Source organism: Nocardioides luteus (assembly GCF_015752315.1).
Classification (GTDB): domain Bacteria; phylum Actinomycetota; class Actinomycetes; order Propionibacteriales; family Nocardioidaceae; genus Nocardioides.
This window is the reverse complement of record NZ_JADOVJ010000001.1, coordinates 3,373,139-3,393,676: the sequence shown is the minus strand read 5'-3', so window position 1 is coordinate 3,393,676 and position 20,538 is coordinate 3,373,139. Positions and strand designations below refer to the sequence as shown.

17 protein-coding genes are annotated in these 20,538 nt (G+C 69.7%); 9 read left to right on the top strand and 8 right to left on the bottom strand.

All coding sequences use genetic code 11. The features are described 5' to 3' along the window. Window positions 1-157: 157 nt before the first annotated feature. Window positions 158-1,360 carry an acyltransferase family protein gene (locus HD557_RS28310; RefSeq protein WP_231380325.1) on the bottom strand — a complete coding sequence of 401 codons (1,203 nt, stop codon included), beginning with the start codon at window positions 1,358-1,360 and terminating at the stop codon, window positions 158-160. Next, the gene (locus HD557_RS16280; RefSeq protein WP_196874649.1) at window positions 1,360-3,282 is read right to left on the bottom strand and encodes a hypothetical protein; all 1,923 of its coding nucleotides are present in this window, start codon (window positions 3,280-3,282) and stop codon (window positions 1,360-1,362) included. Before HD557_RS16280 ends, HD557_RS28310 begins: the two co-directional genes overlap by 1 nt. A 110-nt stretch (window positions 3,283-3,392) precedes the next feature. Here HD557_RS16280 and HD557_RS16275 point away from each other — a divergent pair, with 110 nt between their 5' ends. After that, window positions 3,393-4,355 carry a porin PorA family protein gene (locus tag HD557_RS16275; RefSeq protein WP_196874648.1) on the top strand — a complete coding sequence of 321 codons (963 nt, stop codon included), beginning with the start codon at window positions 3,393-3,395 and terminating at the stop codon, window positions 4,353-4,355. Window positions 4,356-4,450: 95 nt separating this feature from the next. On the opposite strand, the gene HD557_RS16270 is transcribed toward HD557_RS16275, so the two are convergent. Next, complete coding sequence (locus HD557_RS16270; protein ID WP_307785638.1) at window positions 4,451-5,338, bottom strand: class I SAM-dependent methyltransferase; 888 nt, start codon at window positions 5,336-5,338, stop codon at window positions 4,451-4,453. A 252-nt stretch (window positions 5,339-5,590) separates the two neighbouring features. On the opposite strand from HD557_RS16270, the gene rpsA reads away from it, so the two are divergent. Beyond that, a complete protein-coding gene (rpsA, locus tag HD557_RS16265) occupies window positions 5,591-7,072 on the top strand; it encodes a 30S ribosomal protein S1 (RefSeq protein ID WP_008361841.1) in 1,482 nt (493 codons plus the stop codon). Window positions 7,073-7,138: 66 nt separating this feature from the next. On the opposite strand, the gene HD557_RS16260 is transcribed toward rpsA, so the two are convergent. Continuing rightward, window positions 7,139-7,297 carry a hypothetical protein gene (locus HD557_RS16260; RefSeq protein ID WP_008361840.1) on the bottom strand — a complete coding sequence of 53 codons (159 nt, stop codon included), beginning with the start codon at window positions 7,295-7,297 and terminating at the stop codon, window positions 7,139-7,141. Window positions 7,298-7,386: 89 nt separating this feature from the next. Between HD557_RS16260 and HD557_RS29035 the strand changes: the two genes are divergently transcribed. From HD557_RS29035 to HD557_RS16240, 4 genes are read left to right on the top strand one after another with little or no spacing between them, the layout of a single operon-like run. Further along, entirely contained in the window at window positions 7,387-8,364 is a 978-nt protein-coding gene (locus tag HD557_RS29035; protein WP_196874647.1) for a helix-turn-helix domain-containing protein, read from the top strand. 10 nt (window positions 8,365-8,374) lie between these two features. Next, window positions 8,375-8,965: a dephospho-CoA kinase gene (gene coaE, locus HD557_RS16250; RefSeq protein ID WP_008361838.1), complete on the top strand. Its 591-nt coding sequence runs from the start codon at window positions 8,375-8,377 to the stop codon at window positions 8,963-8,965. Window positions 8,966-8,995: 30 nt separating this feature from the next. Continuing rightward, window positions 8,996-10,345 carry a glycoside hydrolase family 3 N-terminal domain-containing protein gene (locus tag HD557_RS16245; protein ID WP_196874646.1) on the top strand — a complete coding sequence of 450 codons (1,350 nt, stop codon included), beginning with the start codon at window positions 8,996-8,998 and terminating at the stop codon, window positions 10,343-10,345. A 36-nt stretch (window positions 10,346-10,381) separates the two neighbouring features. Continuing rightward, entirely contained in the window at window positions 10,382-11,545 is a 1,164-nt protein-coding gene (locus tag HD557_RS16240) for a DNA polymerase IV (RefSeq protein WP_196874645.1), read from the top strand. Between the two features lie 149 nt (window positions 11,546-11,694). Here the strand turns inward: HD557_RS16240 and HD557_RS16235 are convergent, their stop codons facing one another. From HD557_RS16235 to HD557_RS16225, 3 genes are all read right to left on the bottom strand, one after another. Next, window positions 11,695-12,642, bottom strand: coding sequence for a sigma-70 family RNA polymerase sigma factor (locus HD557_RS16235; protein ID WP_008361835.1), 948 nt, complete (start codon window positions 12,640-12,642; stop codon window positions 11,695-11,697). Between the two features lie 365 nt (window positions 12,643-13,007). Beyond that, window positions 13,008-15,122, bottom strand: coding sequence for a S9 family peptidase (locus HD557_RS16230; protein WP_196876441.1), 2,115 nt, complete (start codon window positions 15,120-15,122; stop codon window positions 13,008-13,010). 172 nt (window positions 15,123-15,294) lie between these two features. Beyond that, entirely contained in the window at window positions 15,295-16,605 is a 1,311-nt protein-coding gene (locus tag HD557_RS16225; protein WP_196874644.1) for a DNA polymerase IV, read from the bottom strand. Between the two features lie 137 nt (window positions 16,606-16,742). Here HD557_RS16225 and HD557_RS16220 point away from each other — a divergent pair, with 137 nt between their 5' ends. Next, the gene (locus HD557_RS16220) at window positions 16,743-17,669 is read left to right on the top strand and encodes a DUF4192 domain-containing protein (RefSeq protein ID WP_196874643.1); all 927 of its coding nucleotides are present in this window, start codon (window positions 16,743-16,745) and stop codon (window positions 17,667-17,669) included. Here the strand turns inward: HD557_RS16220 and HD557_RS16215 are convergent. After that, window positions 17,666-18,130: a hypothetical protein gene (locus tag HD557_RS16215; protein WP_231380323.1), complete on the bottom strand. Its 465-nt coding sequence runs from the start codon at window positions 18,128-18,130 to the stop codon at window positions 17,666-17,668. The genes HD557_RS16220 and HD557_RS16215 overlap by 4 nt on opposite strands. Window positions 18,131-18,214: 84 nt before the next feature. Between HD557_RS16215 and HD557_RS16210 the strand changes: the two genes are divergently transcribed. Both HD557_RS16210 and HD557_RS16205 read left to right on the top strand, forming a co-directional pair. After that, window positions 18,215-18,793 (top strand): HhH-GPD-type base excision DNA repair protein, encoded by a 579-nt coding sequence (locus HD557_RS16210; RefSeq protein ID WP_196874642.1) that lies wholly within the window; start codon window positions 18,215-18,217, stop codon window positions 18,791-18,793. A gap of 139 nt (window positions 18,794-18,932) precedes the next feature. Then, window positions 18,933-20,525, top strand: coding sequence for an RNA polymerase sigma factor (locus HD557_RS16205; protein WP_196874641.1), 1,593 nt, complete (start codon window positions 18,933-18,935; stop codon window positions 20,523-20,525). The last annotated feature ends 13 nt before the right edge of the window (window positions 20,526-20,538 follow it).

Sequence of the window (20,538 nt, the reverse complement as noted above, 5' to 3'; positions counted from 1 at the left end):
TGGTGGCCTGGCTGCTGCCCCGGGTGACCGGCCGCCGCGCGGCGGTCGTACGTCTCCTGGCCGTCGGCTCCGGGGCCGCACTGCTCGCCGGCGCCCTCGCCGTCGAGATCCTCCCGACCGCCTGGGACCTGCCGTGGGACCCGCCCGCCTGGACGGCTCAGGCGCTCTCGCTGGCCGCGGTCGTGCTCGTGGCGGCCTCCGCCTCCGCGGGGCCACGCTCGGGTTCCGGCTCCGGCTTGCGCGAGGGCCTGAGCACCGAGGGGCGCCAGCTGCGCAGCCGCATCACCCTGCGCTCGAAGAAGAGGTAGGAGAGGGCGGCGACCGGGATGGTGATGACGAGCGTCATCCCCAGGACCGTCCAGAAGCGGTCGTTGAAGGTGCCGAAGCCGAGCAGCTCCATGCCCATGAGCAGCACGAACATGTGCATCGAGAAGATGCCGTAGGAGATCTCGCCCAGCGCGCTGGGCACCGGACCGGCCAGCCAGCGGCGTACGGTGCCTTCGAGCTCGGGCCCGAAGACCAGCGGGAAGATCACGCAGACCGCCACCGCGCCGTAGAGCACACACTTGAGCGCCGACTCGGCCGGCGTGGGGGCGTCCACGAGCCCGGTCGGGCCGGTGATCGGCGTGCAGGCGGCCACGAAGAGCCCCAGGGCGAGCAGCCACCAGCCGGCGAGGTCGCGGGCCGCGCGGTCCAACCGCGCCCGCATGCCCGGGTCGACCGAGCACGCCGCGAGCGCGGTGCCGGCCAGGAACCACGGCAGGTAGGCCGGCAGCCACTCGGCCGCGAACGGCTGGTCGAACCAGCTCCGGGCGCCGGCCGCGAACACCACGCCGCCGACCGCGAGCAGGAGCGAGACGACCAGCACGCGGCGTACGTCCAGGCGGTCGCGCGGCGTGAGCAGCCGCACCACCAGGGGCAGCGCCAGGTAGAAGGCGACCTCGGTGCACAGGCTCCACATGTGCGCCAGGCCGTAGGCGTGGGAGTCCTGGGTGTAGATCTGGGTGAGGGTCAGGTTGGCGATCCAGCCGCCGACGCCGACGTCGGAGTTGGCCGGTGCGGCGAGCAGGCAGACGATCACCACCACCCAGTAGAGCGGCAGGATCCGGAGCGCCCGCTTCCACAGGTAGCGGCCCGTGCTCGGCGGGGGAGTTCCGGCTGCGCTGGCCGCGAACCATGGCCTGGCCAGCAGGAACCCGGAGACCACGAAGAAGAGCGCCACGCCGAGGTCGAAGTGGGCGAGCATCGCCCCGGTCCAGCCGCGCGGATAGCGGCCGGTGTGGAACCCGACGTGGGTGAGCACGACCATCAGCGCGCCGACCGCGCGGAGCGCGTCGAGGGTGAGGAACCGGCGGTCCATCAGTCATCCTCCTCGGGGCCCGAGATCGGGTCGCCGAACGGAACCACCTCGCCGACCTCGATGCCGCCCAGGCACGGCTTCGATCCCGGCGTCAGGCTCTGGAAGCCGATGGTGTCGAAGCGTCCCTCGCCGGTACGCAGGTAGAGGCTGCGGAAGCCGGGCTCGACCTCGACGTCGTAGGAGTGGTCGCCGGCGGTCACCCGCATCCGGCCCGCGTCCTTGTCGGCGGCCACGTAGGCGACCCGGACCCACCACCCGGCGCCGTCGACGCCACCGTCCAGGCCCACCTGGAGCGGCGTCTGCCGCACCCGGAGCGGGCACTGGTCCAGGCTGGGCGTCGGGTCGACAGCGCCGACCGAGCGTCGCTCGGGCTCGACCAGCGCCGGCCGGATGTGGCCGTCCTTGTCGACCAGGTAGAGATTGTCGGTGCTGGCCCGGGGAAACGCCATCTTGTCCGAGAGCGGTCGGAGCACCCGGCTCACCTGGTTGTAGGGGTACGACGCACCCCAGACCATCCATTCGGGCACCGGCCCGTCGGCCATCGGCAGCGGCTCGTCGACCTCGGCCAGGTCGGCGCGGACGGTGTCGATGTAGCGCCGGGTGTTGTCGTCGTCGTGCCAGCCCTGGGCGTAGGAGTAGGACGAGAAGAGCCCCAGCGCCGCGACGACGGCGGTGGCGACCGCCACCCGCTTGGGCACGTCCAGGAACGGCGACGTACGCGTCGGGGTGAGTGTCTCCACGGCCCCGCGCAGCGGCAGCGTGGCCAGCGCGAGCGCTATCGCGGTGACCGCGATCGTGTCGGTGAGGTAGCGGTAGGCGAGCGCGATGTCGGCGCCGACGGCGCCTGCCCGGATGGCGGTGATCAGCGCGATGTCGACGACGAGGATGCCGCCCACGAGCCACCACGCGCGCAGCGCCATCGAGCGGGTGCGGGCGAGCTCGTAGGTCAGCAGCGCCAGCACGCCGACGGCGAGCACCGAGACCACCGCCCCGGGCTCGGCCCAGCCCGCCGAGTTGCCCTCCAGCCAGGTCCAGCGCAGCGGCCCGCCGACCACGCCCGGCGCCCACGACTCGAACAGGAACCGCTGCGCGACCAGCGCGAACCCGTTGGCGTCCGAGCTGCCCGAGGCCTTCGACGACCCGGCGCCGAGGGCGAGATAGGCGACCACGGAGCCGATCGAGACGACCCCGTAGAGCAGCACGCCGGGCAGGTAGCGGGTCAGGATCGTGCGCAGCCGGGTCAGGATGTCACCGGTGGCGAACCAGCCCAGCGCCAGCACCGCGTACGGCCAGAACAGCAGCATCGCCTTCTCGCCGAACGCGATCGCGGCCAGCGTGATGAGGATGGTCAGCAGGGCCCAGCGGAACCGCCGGGTACGCAGGTAGTTGAGGTGTGCCCACGACCCCCAGAAGATCGCGGCGAGGAACGGCAGCTGGGTGATGCCGGGACCCCAGGACAGGAACGCCGGCAGGCTGATCGAGGAGAACAGGAACAGGGCCAGCGGCGGCAGGATCCCGCGTCGCGGACCGAAAGCCGAGCAGAGGAACACCAGCGCGCCGAGACTGGCGACCGCCTGCAGCACCAGCAGCTCGACGGCCGGATAGACCCAGGCGTACGGATCGAGGCTGAAGTTCCAGGCCGTCAGCGCGAACGCGCCCGGCATCAGGTGACCGGCGAAGCCGCGGAAGAGCAGGTCGGCCGAGAGCCCGTCCGACATCAGCTTCGACATGAAGTTGGCGTCGTCGAAGCGGTACCACGAGCCGCTCAGTGCCCAGGCGCGGAAGGCGAGCTGGGCCACGATCAGGATGAGCGCGGCCGTGACGACCTGTCGGGGAGTCGCCAGCACGCCGTCGGCAGCGGGCGCGTCAGCAGGCCCGCCGGTGTGCCCGGCAGCGGTGGTCGTGGGGTTGGGGGAGGACACGAACAGGAAGTGTCGCACAGCAGTTTGTGACCCGTTGCACACCTATCCGGGTATTGCTGCTACGGTTCGCGGATCGAGGGGGGACCTGAGGCCTTGGGAGGGGCAGAAACATGCGAAAAGTGATTGGGTACGTCTTCTTGCTGGTCGGCGCGTTCGCGCTGGTCGCCGCCGCGGTAGCCGGCTTCTGGGGCAGGGACGCCGCGGCGACCGTGCCGCTCAACGTGAACACGACGACCGTTCTGGACGGCACCGCCAGCGGTGCGCTGGCCAAGTCGGATTCCCCAGTTGAGGTGAAGTACACCCGGACCACCGAGGCGGCCCCGAAGGAGTCGACCGACGACGTCGTCGTGTTCGTCGAGGCCGGCTGCATCATGGTCCAGGAGGGCGACACGCCTCCGTGCGCCCGCGCCGAGGACGACGACCGCGTCGTCATCACGACCGAGCGCGCCTACGCCATGGACCGCAAGACCTCCGAGGTCGTCAAGGACCAAGCCAAGTACGTCGGTGAGGACCGTGCCGTCGACGGCATGACCGGCCTGGCCGGCAAGTTCCCGTTCGACACCCAGCGTCACGACTACAACTACTGGGACGACACGCTCGGCACGACCGTCATCGCCACCTACGTCGACGACGTCGAGATCAAGGGTGTGAAGACCTACCAGTTCGAGGTCTCCGCCTCCTCCGACGACGAGATCCTGTCCAAGGGCGAGGACGGCGAGGCGGACACCGACGACGACGTCCGCGGCTCCTACGAGGCCACCCAGACGATCTACGTCGAGCCGACCACCGGCTCCTACATCGACCAGAGCGCGACCCAGAAGATGGTCACCAGCAGCGGCATGGTGCTGATCGACGCCGACCTGAGCTACTCCGAGGAGACGGTGTCCAACAACGCCGAGGACGCCAAGGACAACATCGCCCAGCTCAACCTGATCGGCACCTGGATCCCCGTCGGCGGCGTCGTCGTCGGCCTGATCCTCCTGCTGATCGGCCTGTGGCTGACGCTGCGCGGTCGTAAGCCCAACGGCGGCTCCCACGCCGCCACGGACGACCGCACGCTGGTGGATGCCTGAGGCTCACCGCACACCGGAACCGACGTTCGCGGGCTCGAAGGCCGACGGCCTTCGAGCCCGCGCTCGGTTTTCCCGTCGGGCGCGCTCGCCTCTGCCTAGCTGCTCGCCAGATCAGCACCGAAGATCGCGGTGCCCGGGGTCAGCAGTCCCCGGGTCCGCGACCAGCCGCCCCAGATCCGCTCGTGGTCCTCGGGCCACTCCGGCTCGACCAGGTCGGTGATCCGGAACCCGGCACCGGCCAGGAGCGAGACCCAGTCGCCGAGGGTGCGGTGGTGCTCGACGTACGACACCTCGCCGGTCTCGTCGTCGACCTCGACGTAGGGGGTGCGGTCCCAGTAGGACTGGGCGGCGATGAGTCCCTCGGGGCCGGGGTCGTCGGGGAACATCCACCGCGTCGGGTGGGTGATCGAGAAGGCGAAGCGGCCGCCGGGCCGCAGCACGCGGGTGGTCTCGGCGATCGCGTGGGCGATGTCGCTGACGAACTGCAGCGCTCCGAAGGAGCAGAAGACGATGTCGAAGGAGTCATCGGCGAAGGGCAGGTCGGTCGCGGTGGCCTGCACCGCCGGCACGACGACGCCGGTCTGCTCGTCGAGGCGCCGCGAGTGCTGGAGCTGGCGGCCCGACAGGTCCAGGCCGATCGCGCGCCCGCCCTGGGTGTTCACCCATCGGGAGCACTGACAGGCGCCGGAGCCGAGCTCGAGCACGTCCTTGCCGCCGACGTCGCCGAGGATGCCGAGATCGGCCTCGGTCAGTCCCTCGGGTCCCCAGACGAACCCGGCCTCGCCGAGGAACGGTCCGTGGGTCGCCTGGTACTCGTCGGCGTAGCGGTCCCAGTCGGGGCCGTTGGCGCGGCGTGACTCGGCCTCACCGACCGTACGCCGCTCGGCTCTGACGATCGGGCCGGTCGTCTCGATGGTCTCGATCGCGCCGAAGGGATCGATGGGCGCCTCCGGTCGGACGACCGGGCTGATGGCTTGGTCCACCTCTACAGCGTAGGCCCCGCGGGGTGACGCCGACAGTTGGACGGGGCCTGTGACTGGAGCGTAGGCTTGGAAACTGCGTCTGAAGTCTGCCCGGGTCCCGGACCTAGTGGACCTTGGCCTGCTACCTCGACAGCCGGTTCACACCGGGCGACGAAGCCTGTTTGTGCTGGTGCCGGCGAGGGGCTGCCGATCCGAGACTTCAGATGTGTGTGACCCGACGATATCTGTCCACCCAAGGAAACCACCTCCCTTATGACGAGCACGCTCAACATTCCTCTTCCTGACTACGACGCGCCTCAGGTCGCGATCAACGACATCGGGTCGGAAGAGGACTTCCTCGCCGCGATCGACGAGACCATCAAGTACTTCAACGACGGCGACATCGTGGACGGTGTCATCGTCAAGGTCGACCGGGACGAGGTCCTGCTCGACATCGGTTACAAGACCGAAGGTGTCATCCCGTCGCGCGAGCTCTCGATCAAGCACGACGTCGACCCGTCCGAGGTTGTCGAGGTCGGCGACAAGGTCGAGGCCCTGGTGCTCCAGAAGGAGGACAAGGAAGGCCGCCTGATCCTGTCCAAGAAGCGTGCGCAGTACGAGCGCGCCTGGGGCACGATCGAGCAGGTCAAGGAGGAGGACGGCGTCGTCGAGGGCGCGGTCATCGAGGTCGTCAAGGGTGGTCTCATCCTGGACATCGGCCTGCGTGGCTTCCTCCCGGCCTCCCTCGTCGAGATGCGTCGCGTCCGCGACCTGCAGCCGTACGTCGGCCAGACCCTCGAGGCCAAGATCATCGAGCTCGACAAGAACCGCAACAACGTGGTCCTGTCGCGCCGTGCCTGGCTCGAGCAGACCCAGTCCGAGGTTCGCCACGGCTTCCTGACCCAGCTCCAGAAGGGTCAGATCCGCAAGGGTGTCGTCTCCTCGATCGTCAACTTCGGTGCGTTCGTGGACCTGGGCGGCGTCGACGGTCTCGTCCACGTCTCCGAGCTGTCCTGGAAGCACATCGACCACCCGTCCGAGGTCGTCACCGTCGGTGACGAGGTCACCGTCGAGGTTCTCGACGTGGACATGGACCGCGAGCGTGTCTCCCTGTCGCTGAAGGCGACCCAGGAGGACCCGTGGCAGCACTTCGCCCGCACCCACCAGATCGGCCAGATCGTCCCGGGTAAGGTCACCAAGCTGGTGCCGTTCGGTTCGTTCGTCCGCGTCGAGGAGGGCATCGAGGGCCTCGTGCACATCTCCGAGCTGGCCGAGCGCCACGTGGAGATCCCGGAGCAGGTCGTCCAGGTCAACGACGACGTCATGGTCAAGATCATCGACATCGACCTCGAGCGTCGCCGGATCTCGCTGTCGCTCAAGCAGGCCAACGAGACGGTCACCTCGACCGACGTCGAGGAGTTCGACCCGACCCTCTACGGCATGCCGGCGACCTACGACGACCAGGGCAACTACATCTACCCCGAGGGCTTCGACCCGGAGACGGGCGAGTGGCTCGAGGGCTACGACGAGCAGCGCGCGAAGTGGGAGGAGCAGTACGCTCAGGCCCACGCTCGCTGGGAGGCCCACATCAAGCAGCAGCAGGAGGCCGCCGAGAAGGCTGCCGAGGCCGGCGAGGCCACCTCCTACTCCTCGGGTGGCTCGGTCGACGAGACCGTCTCCGAGGACGAGGGCGGCTCGCTCGCCTCCGACGAGGCGCTCCAGGCGCTTCGCGAGAAGCTGACCGGCGGTCAGTGACTCCTGAGCTAGTGCTCTGAAAAGCATGAATGCCCGGCCCCTCGAAGGGGCCGGGCATTCGGCTTTCTAGGGCCACCTGGTCGCCGGCAGGCTGCTGCGGGGTTCGAAGGCCGGGTCGATGGCGTGGGACCGAGGCGCGGCCTTGGGGCGATCGCCGTGCACGACGGCGAAGGTGGCGTAGGTGGCGAGGGCGAACAGGGCGATGAGGATCAGTGCGGTGGTCATGGCAGTAATTCTTCGCTACCAGGTATTCCTGCCACATTGGCAGAAATGCCTAAGTTGCGCGATTTCCTGCCAACTGGCACCCTTCTGAGGTGCTTAGGAACGTCGCTGCGGTGATCTGGGACGGTGTCGCCCCCTTCGAGTTCGGTGCGGTCTGCGAGGCTTTCGCCATCGACCGCCGTGACGACGGGGTGCCCTACCTCGACTTCGCCGTGTGCGCGCCGACGGCCGGGATGGTGCGCACCAACCTCGGGTTCAAGGTCGAGGCACCCAACGGCCTGGAGCGCCTCGAGGAGGCCGACCTGATCGCCATCCCCGCGTTCGGCGGTCCCAGCGGCACCCTTCCCGTGGAGGTGAAGGACGCGCTGCTGCGCGCGCACGCCCGTGGGGCCCGATTCCTCACCGCCTGCTCCGGCGCCTTCGCGCTGGGGGAGGCGGGCCTGCTGGACGGGATCGAGTGCACCACCCACTGGAAGTACGCCACCGAGCTGCAGCGGCGGTTCCCGGAGTCGAGGGTCGTCCCCGAGGTGCTCTATGTCGACACCGGCCAGATCGTTACCAGCGCCGGCACCGCCTCCGTGCTCGACGCCGCGCTGCACATCTGGCGCCAGGAGTACGGCGCCGCGGTCGCCTCCGCCGTCGCCCGCCGGATGGTCGTCCCGCCGCAGCGTGACGGGGGACAGGCGCAGTTCATCTCCCACCCCGTCCCCGAGCCCGACGCGGAGACCCTGGGGCCCCTGCTGGCCTGGATCTCGTCCCATCTCCACGAGGAGCTCGACGTCGACTCGCTGGCCCGGCAGGTGCTGATGTCGCCGCGTACGTTCGCCCGGAGGTTCCGCGCCGAGACCGGGGCCACGCCCTATGCCTGGATCACCGCACAGCGGGTCCGCCGGGCCGAGGAGCTGCTGGAGCGCACCGAGCGGTCGGTGGAGTGGATCGCGGGCGAGGTCGGCTTCGGCAACGCCGCGGCCCTGCGCCACCACTTCACCCGGGTGCGGGGCCTCTCGCCCCAGGCTTACCGTCGCCGGTTCGCGTGTGCCCCCGCCGCGTCCTTGGAGGACACGGCCTAGGGTTGCGCCCATGCGCGTAGGACTCACCGGCGGGATCGCCTCGGGGAAGAGCACGGTGTCGGAGCTGCTGGCCGGGTTCGGGGCGGTGATCGTCGACTCGGACAAGATCGCCCGCGAGGTCGTCGAGCCGGGCACGCCCGGGCTCGCGGCCGTCGTCGAGGAGTTCGGGCCGTCGGTGCTGACCGAGTCCGGGGAGCTGGACCGGGCCAAGGTGGGCGAGATCGTCTTCGCCGACGAGAGCGCCCGGGAGCGGCTCAACGCGATCGTGCACCCGCTGGTCGGGGCGCGCTCCGCGGAGCTCGAGGAGACCGCGCGGGCGGCGGGACGGCTGGTCGTCAACGACATCCCGTTGCTGGTCGAGGTGGGATACGCGCCGTTCTTCGACGAGGTGATCGTCGTCGACGTGCCGGTCGAGACCCAGGTCGAGCGCGCGGTCGCGCGCGGGATGACCGAGGCCGACGCCCGCGCCCGCATCTCCGCCCAGGCCAGTCGTGAGGATCGGCTCGCGGTGGCGACGTACGTCATCGACAACACCGGCACTCTCGAGGATCTGCGCAAGCGGGTGGAGGAGATCTACGACGCACTCGCGGCAACGCGGTGATGGGCGGGTGTTGCTGACATACTCGGCCGCGTGACTGGGGGCAAGCACACCGAATCAGAGGACCGTCCGCGCCGTTCGAGCCGCTGGATGAGGCCGGTGATCGCCGGTGTCGTGCTGACGCTGGCAGTCGGCGCGGGCGCCGCAGCGGTGACAGTCGGGATGCCGACGCGGGCCGAGGAGGAGCCGAACAGGCCGGCGGCTGCGACCACGAAGACCGACCCGAAGAAGGACACCACGCCCCTGGGCTGGGGTCCGACGAGCGGAGAGCTGGCGACCGCCCGTGAGCTGGTCGCCGGCTGGGACGAGAAGCAGCTGGCCGGGCAGGTGATCGTCGGCCGCTACCACGGCACCGACCCGGCCAAGGCCGCGAAGATGGTGCGCAAGCTCCACCTCGCCGGCGTCAGCGTGACCGGCGAGAACGTCGTCGACGAGGCGCAGGTGCGCGAGACGACCGCCGCGGTCTCCCGTGCGGTGGCGGCCGACGGGCGCTCGTTCCCCGCGGTGATCGGCGTCGATCAGGAGGGTGGCGTCGTCTCCCACCTGCGCGGCGTGGCCACCGAGTTCCCGGAGTTCGCGCGCACCGGAGACGCCATCGAGACGAAGCCGCGCAAGGGCATCGCGGCGACGACCGAGGCGGCGCGTACGACGGCGCTCGAGCTGCGCGACCTCGGCTTCACCTGGGTCTTCGCGCCGGTCGCCGACGTGACCGTCGGTGCGGCCGACCCGACGATCGGGTCGCGCTCGCCGAGCGAGAAGCCCCGGGTGGCGGCCACGGCGGTCTCCGCCGCGGTGCAGGGCTACAACGAGGCCGGTCTGGTCTCCACGACCAAGCACTTCCCGGGCCACGGCGCCGTCACCGGCGACACCCACCTCGGGCTCCAGGAGCTCGACTTCGGGATGAAGAAGCTCAAGCGCCGCGACCTCGTTCCTTTCGACGCCGCGGTCGACGCCGGGGCCCCGGCCGTCATGATCAGCCACGTCGACGTGAAGGCGGTGGCCCCCGGGAAGCCGGCCAGCATGGCGGCCCCGATCTACGACCTGCTCCGCGACGATCTCGGCTTCACCGGTATCGCGGTCACCGACTCGCTCGGGATGGGGGCGGTCACGACCACCACCAAGAAGCCCTCGGTCGCCGCCCTGAAGGCCGGCGCCGACCTCCTGCTGATGCCCGCCGACTCCAAGGCCGCCCACCGCAGCGTCGTCAAGGCCATGCGTTCGGGCCGCCTCGACCGCGCTCGCGTCGAGGAGGCGGCCGCGAAGGTCGTCGCCATGCAGCTGTGGCAGCAGCGCACCGCCGCAGCGGTGCCGGTGCCCGGTGACGTACGCGAGCAGGCGGAGAAGGCCTCTGCGGCCCTCTCCGAGGTGGCCTCCGAAGGCTGACGCCCTCGCCAGCCGGTTCGTGGCACCATCGGTGGCATGAGCGAGCGCCGGCGAGCGACCACCGACGTGGTGCTCCACGTCGACCTGGACCAGTTCATCGCTGCGGTGGAGGTGCTACGGCGGCCCGAGCTCGCCGGGAAGCCGGTGATCGTGGGCGGTCGTGGGGACCCCACCGAGCGGGCCGTGGTCTCGACGGCCTCCTACGAGGCGCGGGCGCACGGGGTCGGCTCCGGGATGCCGCTGCGCCTGGCGGTGCGGAAGTGTCCCGACGCGGTGCTGCTGCCGGTCGACCAGGCTGCCTACGACAAGGCCTCCGCGGGCGTCATGGACACCCTGCGGTCGCTGGAGTGGGGCGGCGTACCCGTCCTGGTCGAGGTCCTCGGCTGGGACGAGGCCTTCCTCGGGCCCGGTCCCGGCCACGGCGACCTCGGCGATCCGGTGGCCTTCGCCCAGGACGTACGCGACCTCGTGCTCGAATGCACCCGGCTGCGCAGCGGGGTCGGCGTCGGTGACAACAAGCTGCAGGCGAAGCTCGCGACGGGGTTCGCCAAGCAGCGCGTCGACGGTGCGCTCGCGCGCGAGGCCGGCGCGGGCGGCCACGAGCCCGGCCCGGACGGGCAGCTGCGGGGGACCGGTGTCTACCGGATCACCCACGAGACCTGGGACGCCGAGATGGGCCACCGCCCCACCGACGCGCTGTGGGGGATCGGGGCCAAGACCGCGAAGCGGCTCGCCGGGCTCGGGATCGAGACGGTCGCCGACCTGGGCGCCGCCTCGGCCGAGGGACTGGCCGCCGCGATCGGCCCCACCACCGGTCCCTGGCTGCGCCGCCTCGGCCGTGGCGCCGACACCAGCCCGGTGGACCCCTCGCCCTGGGTCGCCCGCGGCCACGGCCACGAGGAGACCTTCCAGCAGGACCTCGTCGAGTGGCCCGACATCGTCGCCGCCACCCGCCGGCTGTGCGCCGAGTGCCTCGCGGACGTGGTCAAGGAGGGCCGTCCGGTGACCAGGGTCGAGATCAAGGTGCGGTTCAAGCCGTTCTTCACCGTCACCCGCGGCCACAAGCTCCCCGAGCCCACCCTCGACGGTGGTCGCCTCGCCGACGAGGCGGTGGCGCTGTTGGACCGCGTCGAGAAGGACCGCCCGATCCGCCTGATCGGTGTACGCCTCGAGATGGCCCCGCCGCCCGAAGGCTACTGACCGCCGAAACAGTCGTCGTGGCGGGCCGAGTCGGTAGTTGTGGGGGACGAGACTGCACTTTCGTCGCCCACAACCGCATGCTCGCCCGCCACAAGTACAGATTCGGCGCCCCTCGTGCGAGGAGCGCCGAATCTTGGGTTTTCTACAGGTCAGGCAGCCAGGTCGGGGTCTGCGAAGCGGCGGAGCTTCTGCAGAGCCTCACGCTCGAGCTGGCGTACGCGCTCGGCGGAGATGCCGTGCTTGACGCCGATGTCGGCGAGCTTGTGCTGACGGCCGTCGGTGAGGCCGTAGCGGGAGCGGACGATGTCGGCGGAACGCTCGTCGAGCTGGCCGACGAGCGAGTTGAGCCGCTCGCGCGACTCGACGTCGATGACGTCCATGTCCGGCGACGGCGCCGACTCCTGGGCCATCAGGTCACCCAGGGAGGTGTCGCCGTCCTCGTCGATCGGGGTGTCGAGCGAGACGTGGTCACGACCCCAGGAGAGCAGGTCGAGGACGCGGTCGATGTCCATACCGAGCTCGGCGGCGATCTCCTCCGGCTCCGGGTCACGGCCGAGCTGACGCTCCAGGGTGCGGCGAGCGCCGCCGACCTGGTTGAGCTCCTCGACGACGTGGACCGGGAGCCGGACCACGCGCGCCTGCTGGGCGATGCCGCGGGTGATCGCCTGGCGCACCCACCACGTCGCGTACGTCGAGAACTTGTAGCCCTTGGTGTAGTCGAACTTCTCAACGGCCCGGATCAGGCCGGTATTACCTTCCTGGATCAGGTCCAGCATCGGCATCTGGGCGCGGCCGTACTTCCGCGCGATGGACACCACCAGACGCAGGTTGGCGTTGATGAACTCGCGGGTGGCGCGGTGACCCTCTTCGGCCAGCCACTCCAGCTCCGCTCGGGTGGCTCCACCGGGTGCCTTCTTCCGGCCGACGCGGCCCTCGGCCAAGAGGTGCTCGGCCATCAGGCCGGCCTCGATCGCCTTGGACAGCTCAACCTCTTTGGCGGCATCCAGGAGCTCGTTGCGGGCGATCTCGTCGAGATACAGCCCGACGCTGTCACGCCCCTCGATCTCTCGGGTGGCGGTTGCGGTGCGTGTCGCCATGGGAACCTCCTCACGGTGAGGTTTGTGGCCTCACGGTGGTTTCAACGCTTCGCCCCTCCCAGGTGTTCCCTGGTAGAGCGCCTTGTCATCGAATCCGTCTTCGATCTCTTGTCCGGTTCGACGTACGCGGCAGGCGATAAGTTGCATCGCGAGGTGAATCTCAGGGGTTTCTCATGGAGTACCCCGAGACGCCCGCAGATATGCCCAGGCCGTGTCTCCCGAATCCACGCCCGCTACGCGACGTTTCGCATCCGATCTGGCTGCGTTGGCGCCGCTCGAAAGCCTCCAGGCTGCCTTCGCAGCGCCGCCTTGCCAGATCGGCCCGAAACGCCGCTCGCGGCCGCCGTGTCTTCGAGAGACACGGCCTACGCAGAGGTCACCTGGTCGATCATCCAGGCGAGGCTGAACGCCCGGTCCTCCCACGCCTTGTAGCGCCCCGAGACCCCGCCGTGCCCGGCGGCCATCTCCGTCTTCAGCAGTACGTCGCCAGGATTCTCGGCCGTTGCGCGCAGCTTGGCGACCCATTTCGCGGGCTCGACGTAGAGCACCCGGGTGTCGTTGATGCTGGTCTCGGCCAGGATCGGCGGGTAGTGCTGGGCGGTGACGTTCGTGTAGGGGTCGTAGGAGGACATGTAGTCGTAGGTCTCCTTGTCGGCCTCCGGGTTGCCCCACTCGTCGTACTCGGTGACGGTCAGCGGCAGCGTCGCGTCGAGCATTGTCGTCAGCGCGTCCACGAAAGGCACAGCGGCGACGATGGCGCCCACGGCGTCGGGTGCCTGGTTGGCGACCGCACCCATCAGCAGCCCGCCGGCGCTGCCGCCCTCGGCGATGATCTTGCTGGGCGTGGACCAGCCCGACTCGGCGAGGTGGCGCGCACAGGCGATGTAGTCGGAGAAGGTGTTCTGCTTCTTCAGCATCTTCCCGTCGTCGTACCACGCCCGGCCCATCTCGCCGCCGCCGCGGATGTGGGCGATGGCGAAGCCGATCCCACGGTCCAGCAGGCTCAGCCGGGCGATCGAGAAGTAGGGGTCCATGCTGGCCTCGTAGGAGCCGTAGGCGTAGAGCAGCACCGGGATCGGACCCTGCTCGTGCAGCCCCTTCTTCGCCACGATCGAGATCGGCACCCGGACGCCGTCCTCGGCCGTCGCCCACAGCCGGTGCTCCTCGTAGTCGTCCCGGTCGTAGCCACCGAGCACCGGGGCCTGCTTGCGCAGGGTGAGCTCGCGGCTGCGTACGTCGTAGTCGTAGACGGAGGCCGGGGTGCGCATCGTGGTGTAGCCGAGCCGCACGACCGGCGTCTCGAAGGTCGGGTTGGAGCCGGAGCCGATGGTGTAGAGCTCGTCGTCGAACTTCACCAGGTAGTCGTCGGCCACGCCGTCCTCGCCGAGCTCCAGGATGCGCAGCTGGGTCAGGCCCTCGCTGCGCTGGTGCACGACCAGGTGGCCGGCGAAGGCGTCGACGTCCTCCAGGCGTACGCCGGGGGTGTGCGGGATCAGCGGCCGCCACTCGGACCCCGGGGTCGGCGCGATCGGCGCGGTGGCGATCTCGAAGTCGGGTCCGGAGGCGTTGTGGGTGACCAGGAAGACGTCCTCGCCGGCGATGGTGGCGTGCTCCACCGAGTATTCGACGCCCTCCTCGCGGGCGGCGAAGACCTGCCAGCCGGCGTCGGGGTCGTCGAGGTCGAGGAAGCGGTATTCGGCGGTGATCTTCGCGGCCGTCCCGATGAACATGAACCGGTCGGACTTGGTGCGTCCCACGCCGACCCAGAACCGGTCATCGGTCTCGTGGAAGACCAGCTCGTCCTCGTCCTGGCTGGTGCCGAGGCGGTGGCGCCAGATCTTGTCGGCGCGCCAGGACTCGTCGGCGGTCGTGTAGTAGAGGTTGGCGGAGTCGCGGTCCCAGGTGGCGCCGCCGTGGACGTTAGTGAGCTCGTCGGTCAGCAGCTCGCCGGTGGTGAGGTCCTTGACGCGTACGGTGTAGCGCTCGTCGCCGGTCACGTCGGTCGCGTAGGCGAGCAGGGTGGTCGACGGGCTGACCGAGGACCCGCCGAGGCTGAAGAAGTCGTGGCCCTCGGCGAGCCCGTCCAGGTCGAGCAGCACCTCCTCACCGGGCAGCGCGGGCTGGTCGTGGGTGACGTCGGCCGGGGTCGGGGGAGTCCAGTCGTCGGGGTCGGCCACCTTGACGCGGCAGCTCGCGCCGTACTGCTTGCCCTCGAAGCTGCGGCCGTAGTACCAGTAGCCGCGCGAGCGCGTCGGGACGCTCAGGTCGGTCTCCAGGGTGCGCGCCTTGATCTCCTCGAAGATCTGCGAGCGCAGATCGGCCAGGTGGTCGGTCTGCTCCTTGGTGTAGGCGTTCTCGGCCTCGATGTAGGAGATGACCTCGGGGTTCTCCTTCTCACGGAGCCACTCGTAGTCGTCGGTCCGGGTCAGGCCGTGGAACTGCTTCGACGAGGGCTTCTTGGGAGCGATCGGCCAGGGCATCGAGGAGCGGTCTGCAGACATGAACGAGACCCTATCCTCGCGACCCTCGAACGCCCGACCGCAGCACCGGTGCGCTTGAGGCATCGCATCGCGCTATCGCACACCCGGGTCGCCTGGCGCGATACCGCACCCACCGGCCGCGACGGCGGAATCCGGGCCGGGGGAGAGGGCCTCAGGACTCGGCGTAGGGCTGAAGGTCGGGGTCGTCGGCGGCGTAGGACCGCACCGGGCCGGCGGGGGTCTCGGCGGTCTCGAAGCGCACGGTCACCACGCCTCGCCCCGACCCCCAGACCCAGCCGCGGCCCATCTCCGCGTGGACGACGTCCATGCCGGCCGCCCAGGTGGGCCGCCGCACGGGCTCGGGCAGCGGGAGGTCGGGCTCGGTGTCGTCCTCGCCGTCGTCGCCGAAGAGGTCCTCCTGGATCCAGTCGGCGAGGCCGGAGACACCGACCCCGAGAAGGCGTACGCCGCCGGCCGTGTCGCCCGCGGTGAACAGCTCGCCGAGCAGGGACCTGGCCAGGCGGGCGATGGTGCCGGCCTGGTCGGTGGGCGCCGGCAGCGTCGCGGAGCGGTTGATCGTGGTGAAGTCGTAGAGCCTGACCTTGATCGTGATCGTGCGGCCCGAGAGTCCGTTCTTCTTCAGCCGGGCGGCGACCTCGCCGGCCTGCCGGGTGAGGATCTGCTCCATGAGCGGCCGGTCGGTCAGGTCGGTGTCGTAGGTGCCCTCCACGCTGACCGACTTGGTCTCGCGCTCGGGCTCGACGCGCCGGTCGTCCTGGGCGCGGGCCAGCTTGTAGAGGTTGGTGCCGTGGGACTTGCCCACGAGGCGTACGAGCTCCTCGACGCTGACCTGCTCCAGATCGGCCACGGTGTGGATGCCGGCCCGGCGCAGCCGCTCGGCGGTGGCGGGGCCGACGCCCGGGATCACCTTGACGTTCATCGGCCGGAGCAGGTCGAGCTCGGTGCCGGGCGCCACCACGACCAGGCCGTCGGGCTTGTCCAGGTCGCTGGCGATCTTGGCGATGAACTTTGAGCTGGCGAGGCCGACGCTCGCGCTCAGCCCGCCGGTGACCTCGGCGACCTCGGCGCGGACCCGGGCAGCGGTCTCGGTCACGGTCTCGACCTCGAGGTCGGGCAGGTCGGCCGTGGCGAGATCGACGAAGGCCTCGTCGAGGGAGAGCGGCTCGACCAGCGGGGACAGGTCGCGCAGGATGCCGAATACCTGCTCGCTCACTTTCTTGTAGGCGTGGAAGCGCGGGTAGAGGAAGGCGGCGTGTCCGCACAGCGCGCGGGCCTCGCGGGTCGACATCGCCGAGCGGACGCCGAAGGTCCTGGCCTCGTAAGAGGCGGTGCTGACCACGCCGCGGCCGCCGATGCCGCCCACGACCACCGGCTTGCCGCGCAGGGAGGGCTTGTCGCGCTGCTCGACGGAGGCGAAGAACGCGTCGAGGTCGAGGTGCATCACCGACGCGTGCGGTCTCATGGTGGCAACCTATCGGGCAGCGGGGACAGTCTGTCCTGGGCCGGTTGTCGTCCACAGGGCCGGTTGGGGACGGAGTTGTCCACAGGCGCCCGTTTTGGCCCGGAAACTGTCGGTGGGTCACGGGGAGTGTGGTCCGCATGACCACGAAACTCTCCATCGCCCGTCCCGAGGACGTCCTGGCCGCCGTGCCCATCCTGTTGGGTTTCCAGCCCGAGAAGTCGATCGTCATGCTGACGTTCGGCGGTGCGCATCAGGTGCACGGCCGGATCGACCTCCCGCCCCCGGGTGAGGTCGAGGGCTGCCTCGACAGTCTCCTCCTGCCCGCCGTCCGTCATCAGGTGCGCGGCGTCCTGCTCGTCCTCTACGACAGCGGTCCGCGCTTCGGGCTGAAGATCGCCCGACGCCTGGCCGAGAGGCTCGCCGAGTGCGACATCGATCTGATCGGCTGCCTGCGGGTGCAGGACGGCCGGTGGTTCGACCCGCTCGGGTTCCACGGCGTCCCTGACGATGGGGTGCCGTTCGACGTCGGCGCCCACCCGTTCCGCGCCCAGGCGGTCTACGACGGTCACCTGGTGCGCCGCTCCCGCACCGAGCTGGCCGCCTCGATCGCCGCGGTCCCCGCGGCCGTCGCCGAGACCGAGGCGGCGCTGGAGAAGGCCTCCTCGATGAAGATCTACGAGGTCGGCCGCCTCGTCGACGACGCCGTCGCCGGGTCGGTCCTGTCGGCTGGTCAGGTCGCCTCCCTGCTGCTGGCGCTGGGTGACCCGCAGCGGCGCGACGCCGCCTGGGGTGGGATGACCCGGGAGGAGGCGAGAGCCCACGTCCGCCTGTGGACCGATGTCGTACGCCGCAGCCCCGACGACCACGTCGCCCACCCGGCCGCGGTGCTGGCCCTCGCCGCCTGGCTGGGCGGAGACGGTGCGCTCGCCTGGTGCGCACTCGACCGCTGCTTCGCGAGCGAGCGCCACCACGGCCTCGGGCTGCTGGTCGCGCAGATGCTCGAGGGCGCGGTCCCTCCCACCGCCTGGGAGGAGGCGCTGAGCCGGGCTGACCTTTCGGTCTAGTCGTTGCGGTAGCGCAGCCGCTTCCACCGGCGGCTCAGCCCCGAGCGCGGGTCGACCCAGGCGTTGCGGGTCACCACGACGTACGTCAGCGGCGCTCCGATCTCCCGGAACGCCTGGCGCGCGGCGGCGAGCCAGCGGAGGTCGACGTCCTCGAGCTCCAGGCCGCCGGCCCGAGTCAGCCACACGACCGGGTCCGGCACGCCGACGCGGCGCCGCATGCTGTGGATGATGTCGGCCCGCAGCCACTGGTCGGTGGGCTCGTCCTCGCGATGGGCGTGGACGACCTCCTTGCCGCCGGGGATACCGAGGTGGACGAGCGCCAGGAACGACCGCCGGTGCTCGGTGGCGGTGTGGTCGAGCACGGCCCGTCTGAGCCGCTTCTCCAGCACGGGGGAGAGCGGCTCGTGCAGCCCTTCGACGGACGTCTCGGACAGGGCGGACAGGGTGGACATGGAGGCCATGGGGCAAGCGTGCAACGGATCCCGGAACGGCGCGACCCGCTATCCACAGGCATGAGCAGGTGCTTCACCGCGAGATGAGGCAGGATGTCCCTTATGCCTTCGCTCCACATCACCGGCGACGAGGCCGCCGACAAGCTGCTCTCCGAAGACCCGTTCGCGCTGTTGCTGGGCATGGCCCTGGACCAGCAGTACCGGATGGAGGATGCGTTCAAGGGAGGCCACAAGCTGGTGGCCCGACTCGGACATCTGGATCCCGCCCGCATCGCCGAGATGGACCCTGAGGAGTTCAAGGCGATCGCCTCGACCCCGCCGGCGATCCACCGGTTCCCCGGTTCGATGTCGGCGAAGGTGCAGGGGATCGCCGCCATCGTCACCAGCGAGTACGGTGGTGACGTCACCCGGCTCTGGACCGAGGCCTCCAGCGGCAAGGATCTGCTCAAGCGGGTCCAGGCGCTCCCGGGGTTCGGGAAGCAGAAGGCGCAGATCTTCGTCTCGCTGCTGGCCAAGCAGCTGGGGGTGCGGCCCGAGGGCTGGGAAGAGGCCGTCGGGGACTACGCGCTCGATGGTTACCGTTCTGTGGCTGACGTCGTCGACGTTGCGTCGTTGCAGAAGGTGCGTGACTACAAACAGCAGAAGAAGGCCGCAGCCAAAGCAGCCGGATGAGTTGGCGGGTGATACGACGCCCCGGATGGGGAATGTTCACCACCACCGTGGCAGAATGAATCTGCGGCTCTTGACGACCCCGGGCCCTGCCGCGCCCAAACTGAGTTTTTGATAAGTCTCGACCAAGTTCGACGGAGAGGTGTTCGTGTCCTCGAACGCGCGCAAGATACCCGCTGAGGTACTCGCCCACCCTGCCGTGAAGGCACTGATCGACCAGGCCAAGCCGACTGGACGTGTGAGCCCCGACCAGGTCCGCCAGGCCAGCGAGGATGCTGCGGTCGAGCCCAGGCATCTGAAGGCACTGCTCGGTCACCTGAGCACGCTCGGCATCTCGGTGGACCTCGGCACCGCCGTCACCGGCCGTGCCGCGGCGGCGACGACCTCGACCCGCAAGACGACCACTGCGAAGGCGCCGGCCAAGAAGGCCGCCGCCAAGAAGGTCGCTGCCGAGACCGAGAAGCCGGCGGAGAAGCCGGTCAAGGCCGCGGCGAAGAAGGCCGACGAGCCGGAGCCCAAGAAGACGACCGAGATCGACGAGGACGGCGAGGAGATCGTCCTCGAGGACGTCGAGGTCGACGTCGATGACGTCGACGAGATCGATGTCGACGACTCGGACGACTCGGACGACGACGAGGCCGCGGTCGTCCAGATCGGTCCCGACGGCAAGAAGATCCTGCCCGACATCCCCGACGAGCAGTTCGAGAAGGACGTCGCCGCCGATCCCACGATCAAGGAGGACGAGAAGGAGGCCGAGAAGCAGAGCTTCGTCGTCTCCACCTCCGACGACACCGACGAGCCCGAGCAGACCGTCATGGTCGCGGGCGCGACCGCCGACCCGGTCAAGGACTACCTCAAGCAGATCGGCAAGGTCCCGCTGCTCAACGCCGAGATGGAGGTCGAGCTCGCCAAGCGGATCGAGGCCGGCCTCTTCGCGGAGGAGAAGCTCGGCAAGGGCGGCAAGATCACCCCGAAGATCCTCGACGAGCTGGAGTGGATCGCCGAGGACGGCAAGCGCGCCAAGAACCACCTCCTGGAGGCCAACCTCCGTCTGGTGGTCTCGCTGGCCAAGCGCTACACCGGCCGCGGCATGCTCTTCCTCGACCTGATCCAGGAGGGCAACCTCGGTCTGATCCGTGCGGTCGAGAAGTTCGACTACACCAAGGGCTACAAGTTCTCGACCTACGCGACCTGGTGGATCCGTCAGGCCATCACTCGCGCGATGGCCGACCAGGCCCGCACCATCCGTATCCCGGTGCACATGGTCGAGGTCATCAACAAGCTGGCCCGTGTGCAGCGCCAGATGCTCCAGGACCTGGGCCGTGAGCCCACCCCGGAGGAGCTGGCCAAGGAGCTCGACATGACCCCCGAGAAGGTCATCGAGGTCCAGAAGTACGGTCGCGAGCCGATTTCGCTCCACACCCCGCTGGGCGAGGACGGCGACTCCGAGTTCGGTGACCTGATCGAGGACTCCGAGGCGATCGTCCCGGCCGACGCAGTCTCGTTCACGCTGCTCCAGGAGCAGCTGCACGCGGTGCTCGACACGCTCTCCGAGCGTGAGGCCGGCGTCGTGAGCATGCGCTTCGGCCTGACCGACGGCCAGCCGAAGACTTTAGACGAGATCGGCAAGGTCTACGGGGTCACCCGCGAGCGCATCCGTCAGATCGAGTCCAAGACGATGTCGAAGCTGCGACACCCGTCGCGTTCGCAGGTTTTGCGCGACTATCTCGACTGATCTGGCTAAGATC

Bases quoted from the DNA above. Each gene is read 5' to 3' on its own strand.
- HD557_RS28310 (WP_231380325.1), bottom strand. From the start codon at position 1,360: ATGGACCGCCGGTTCCTCACCCTCGACGCGCTCCGCGCGGTCGGCGCG.
- HD557_RS16275 (WP_196874648.1), top strand. From the start codon at position 3,393: ATGCGAAAAGTGATTGGGTACGTCTTCTTGCTGGTCGGCGCGTTCGCG.
- rpsA (WP_008361841.1), top strand. From the start codon at position 5,591: ATGACGAGCACGCTCAACATTCCTCTTCCTGACTACGACGCGCCTCAG.
- HD557_RS16260 (WP_008361840.1), bottom strand. From the start codon at position 7,297: ATGACCACCGCACTGATCCTCATCGCCCTGTTCGCCCTCGCCACCTAC.
- coaE (WP_008361838.1), top strand. From the start codon at position 8,375: ATGCGCGTAGGACTCACCGGCGGGATCGCCTCGGGGAAGAGCACGGTG.
- HD557_RS16240 (WP_196874645.1), top strand. From the start codon at position 10,382: ATGAGCGAGCGCCGGCGAGCGACCACCGACGTGGTGCTCCACGTCGAC.
- HD557_RS16235 (WP_008361835.1), bottom strand. From the start codon at position 12,642: ATGGCGACACGCACCGCAACCGCCACCCGAGAGATCGAGGGGCGTGAC.
- HD557_RS16230 (WP_196876441.1), bottom strand. From the start codon at position 15,122: ATGCCCTGGCCGATCGCTCCCAAGAAGCCCTCGTCGAAGCAGTTCCAC.
- HD557_RS16225 (WP_196874644.1), bottom strand. From the start codon at position 16,605: ATGAGACCGCACGCGTCGGTGATGCACCTCGACCTCGACGCGTTCTTC.
- HD557_RS16220 (WP_196874643.1), top strand. From the start codon at position 16,743: ATGACCACGAAACTCTCCATCGCCCGTCCCGAGGACGTCCTGGCCGCC.
- HD557_RS16215 (WP_231380323.1), bottom strand. From the start codon at position 18,130: ATGGCCTCCATGTCCACCCTGTCCGCCCTGTCCGAGACGTCCGTCGAA.
- HD557_RS16210 (WP_196874642.1), top strand. From the start codon at position 18,215: ATGTCCCTTATGCCTTCGCTCCACATCACCGGCGACGAGGCCGCCGAC.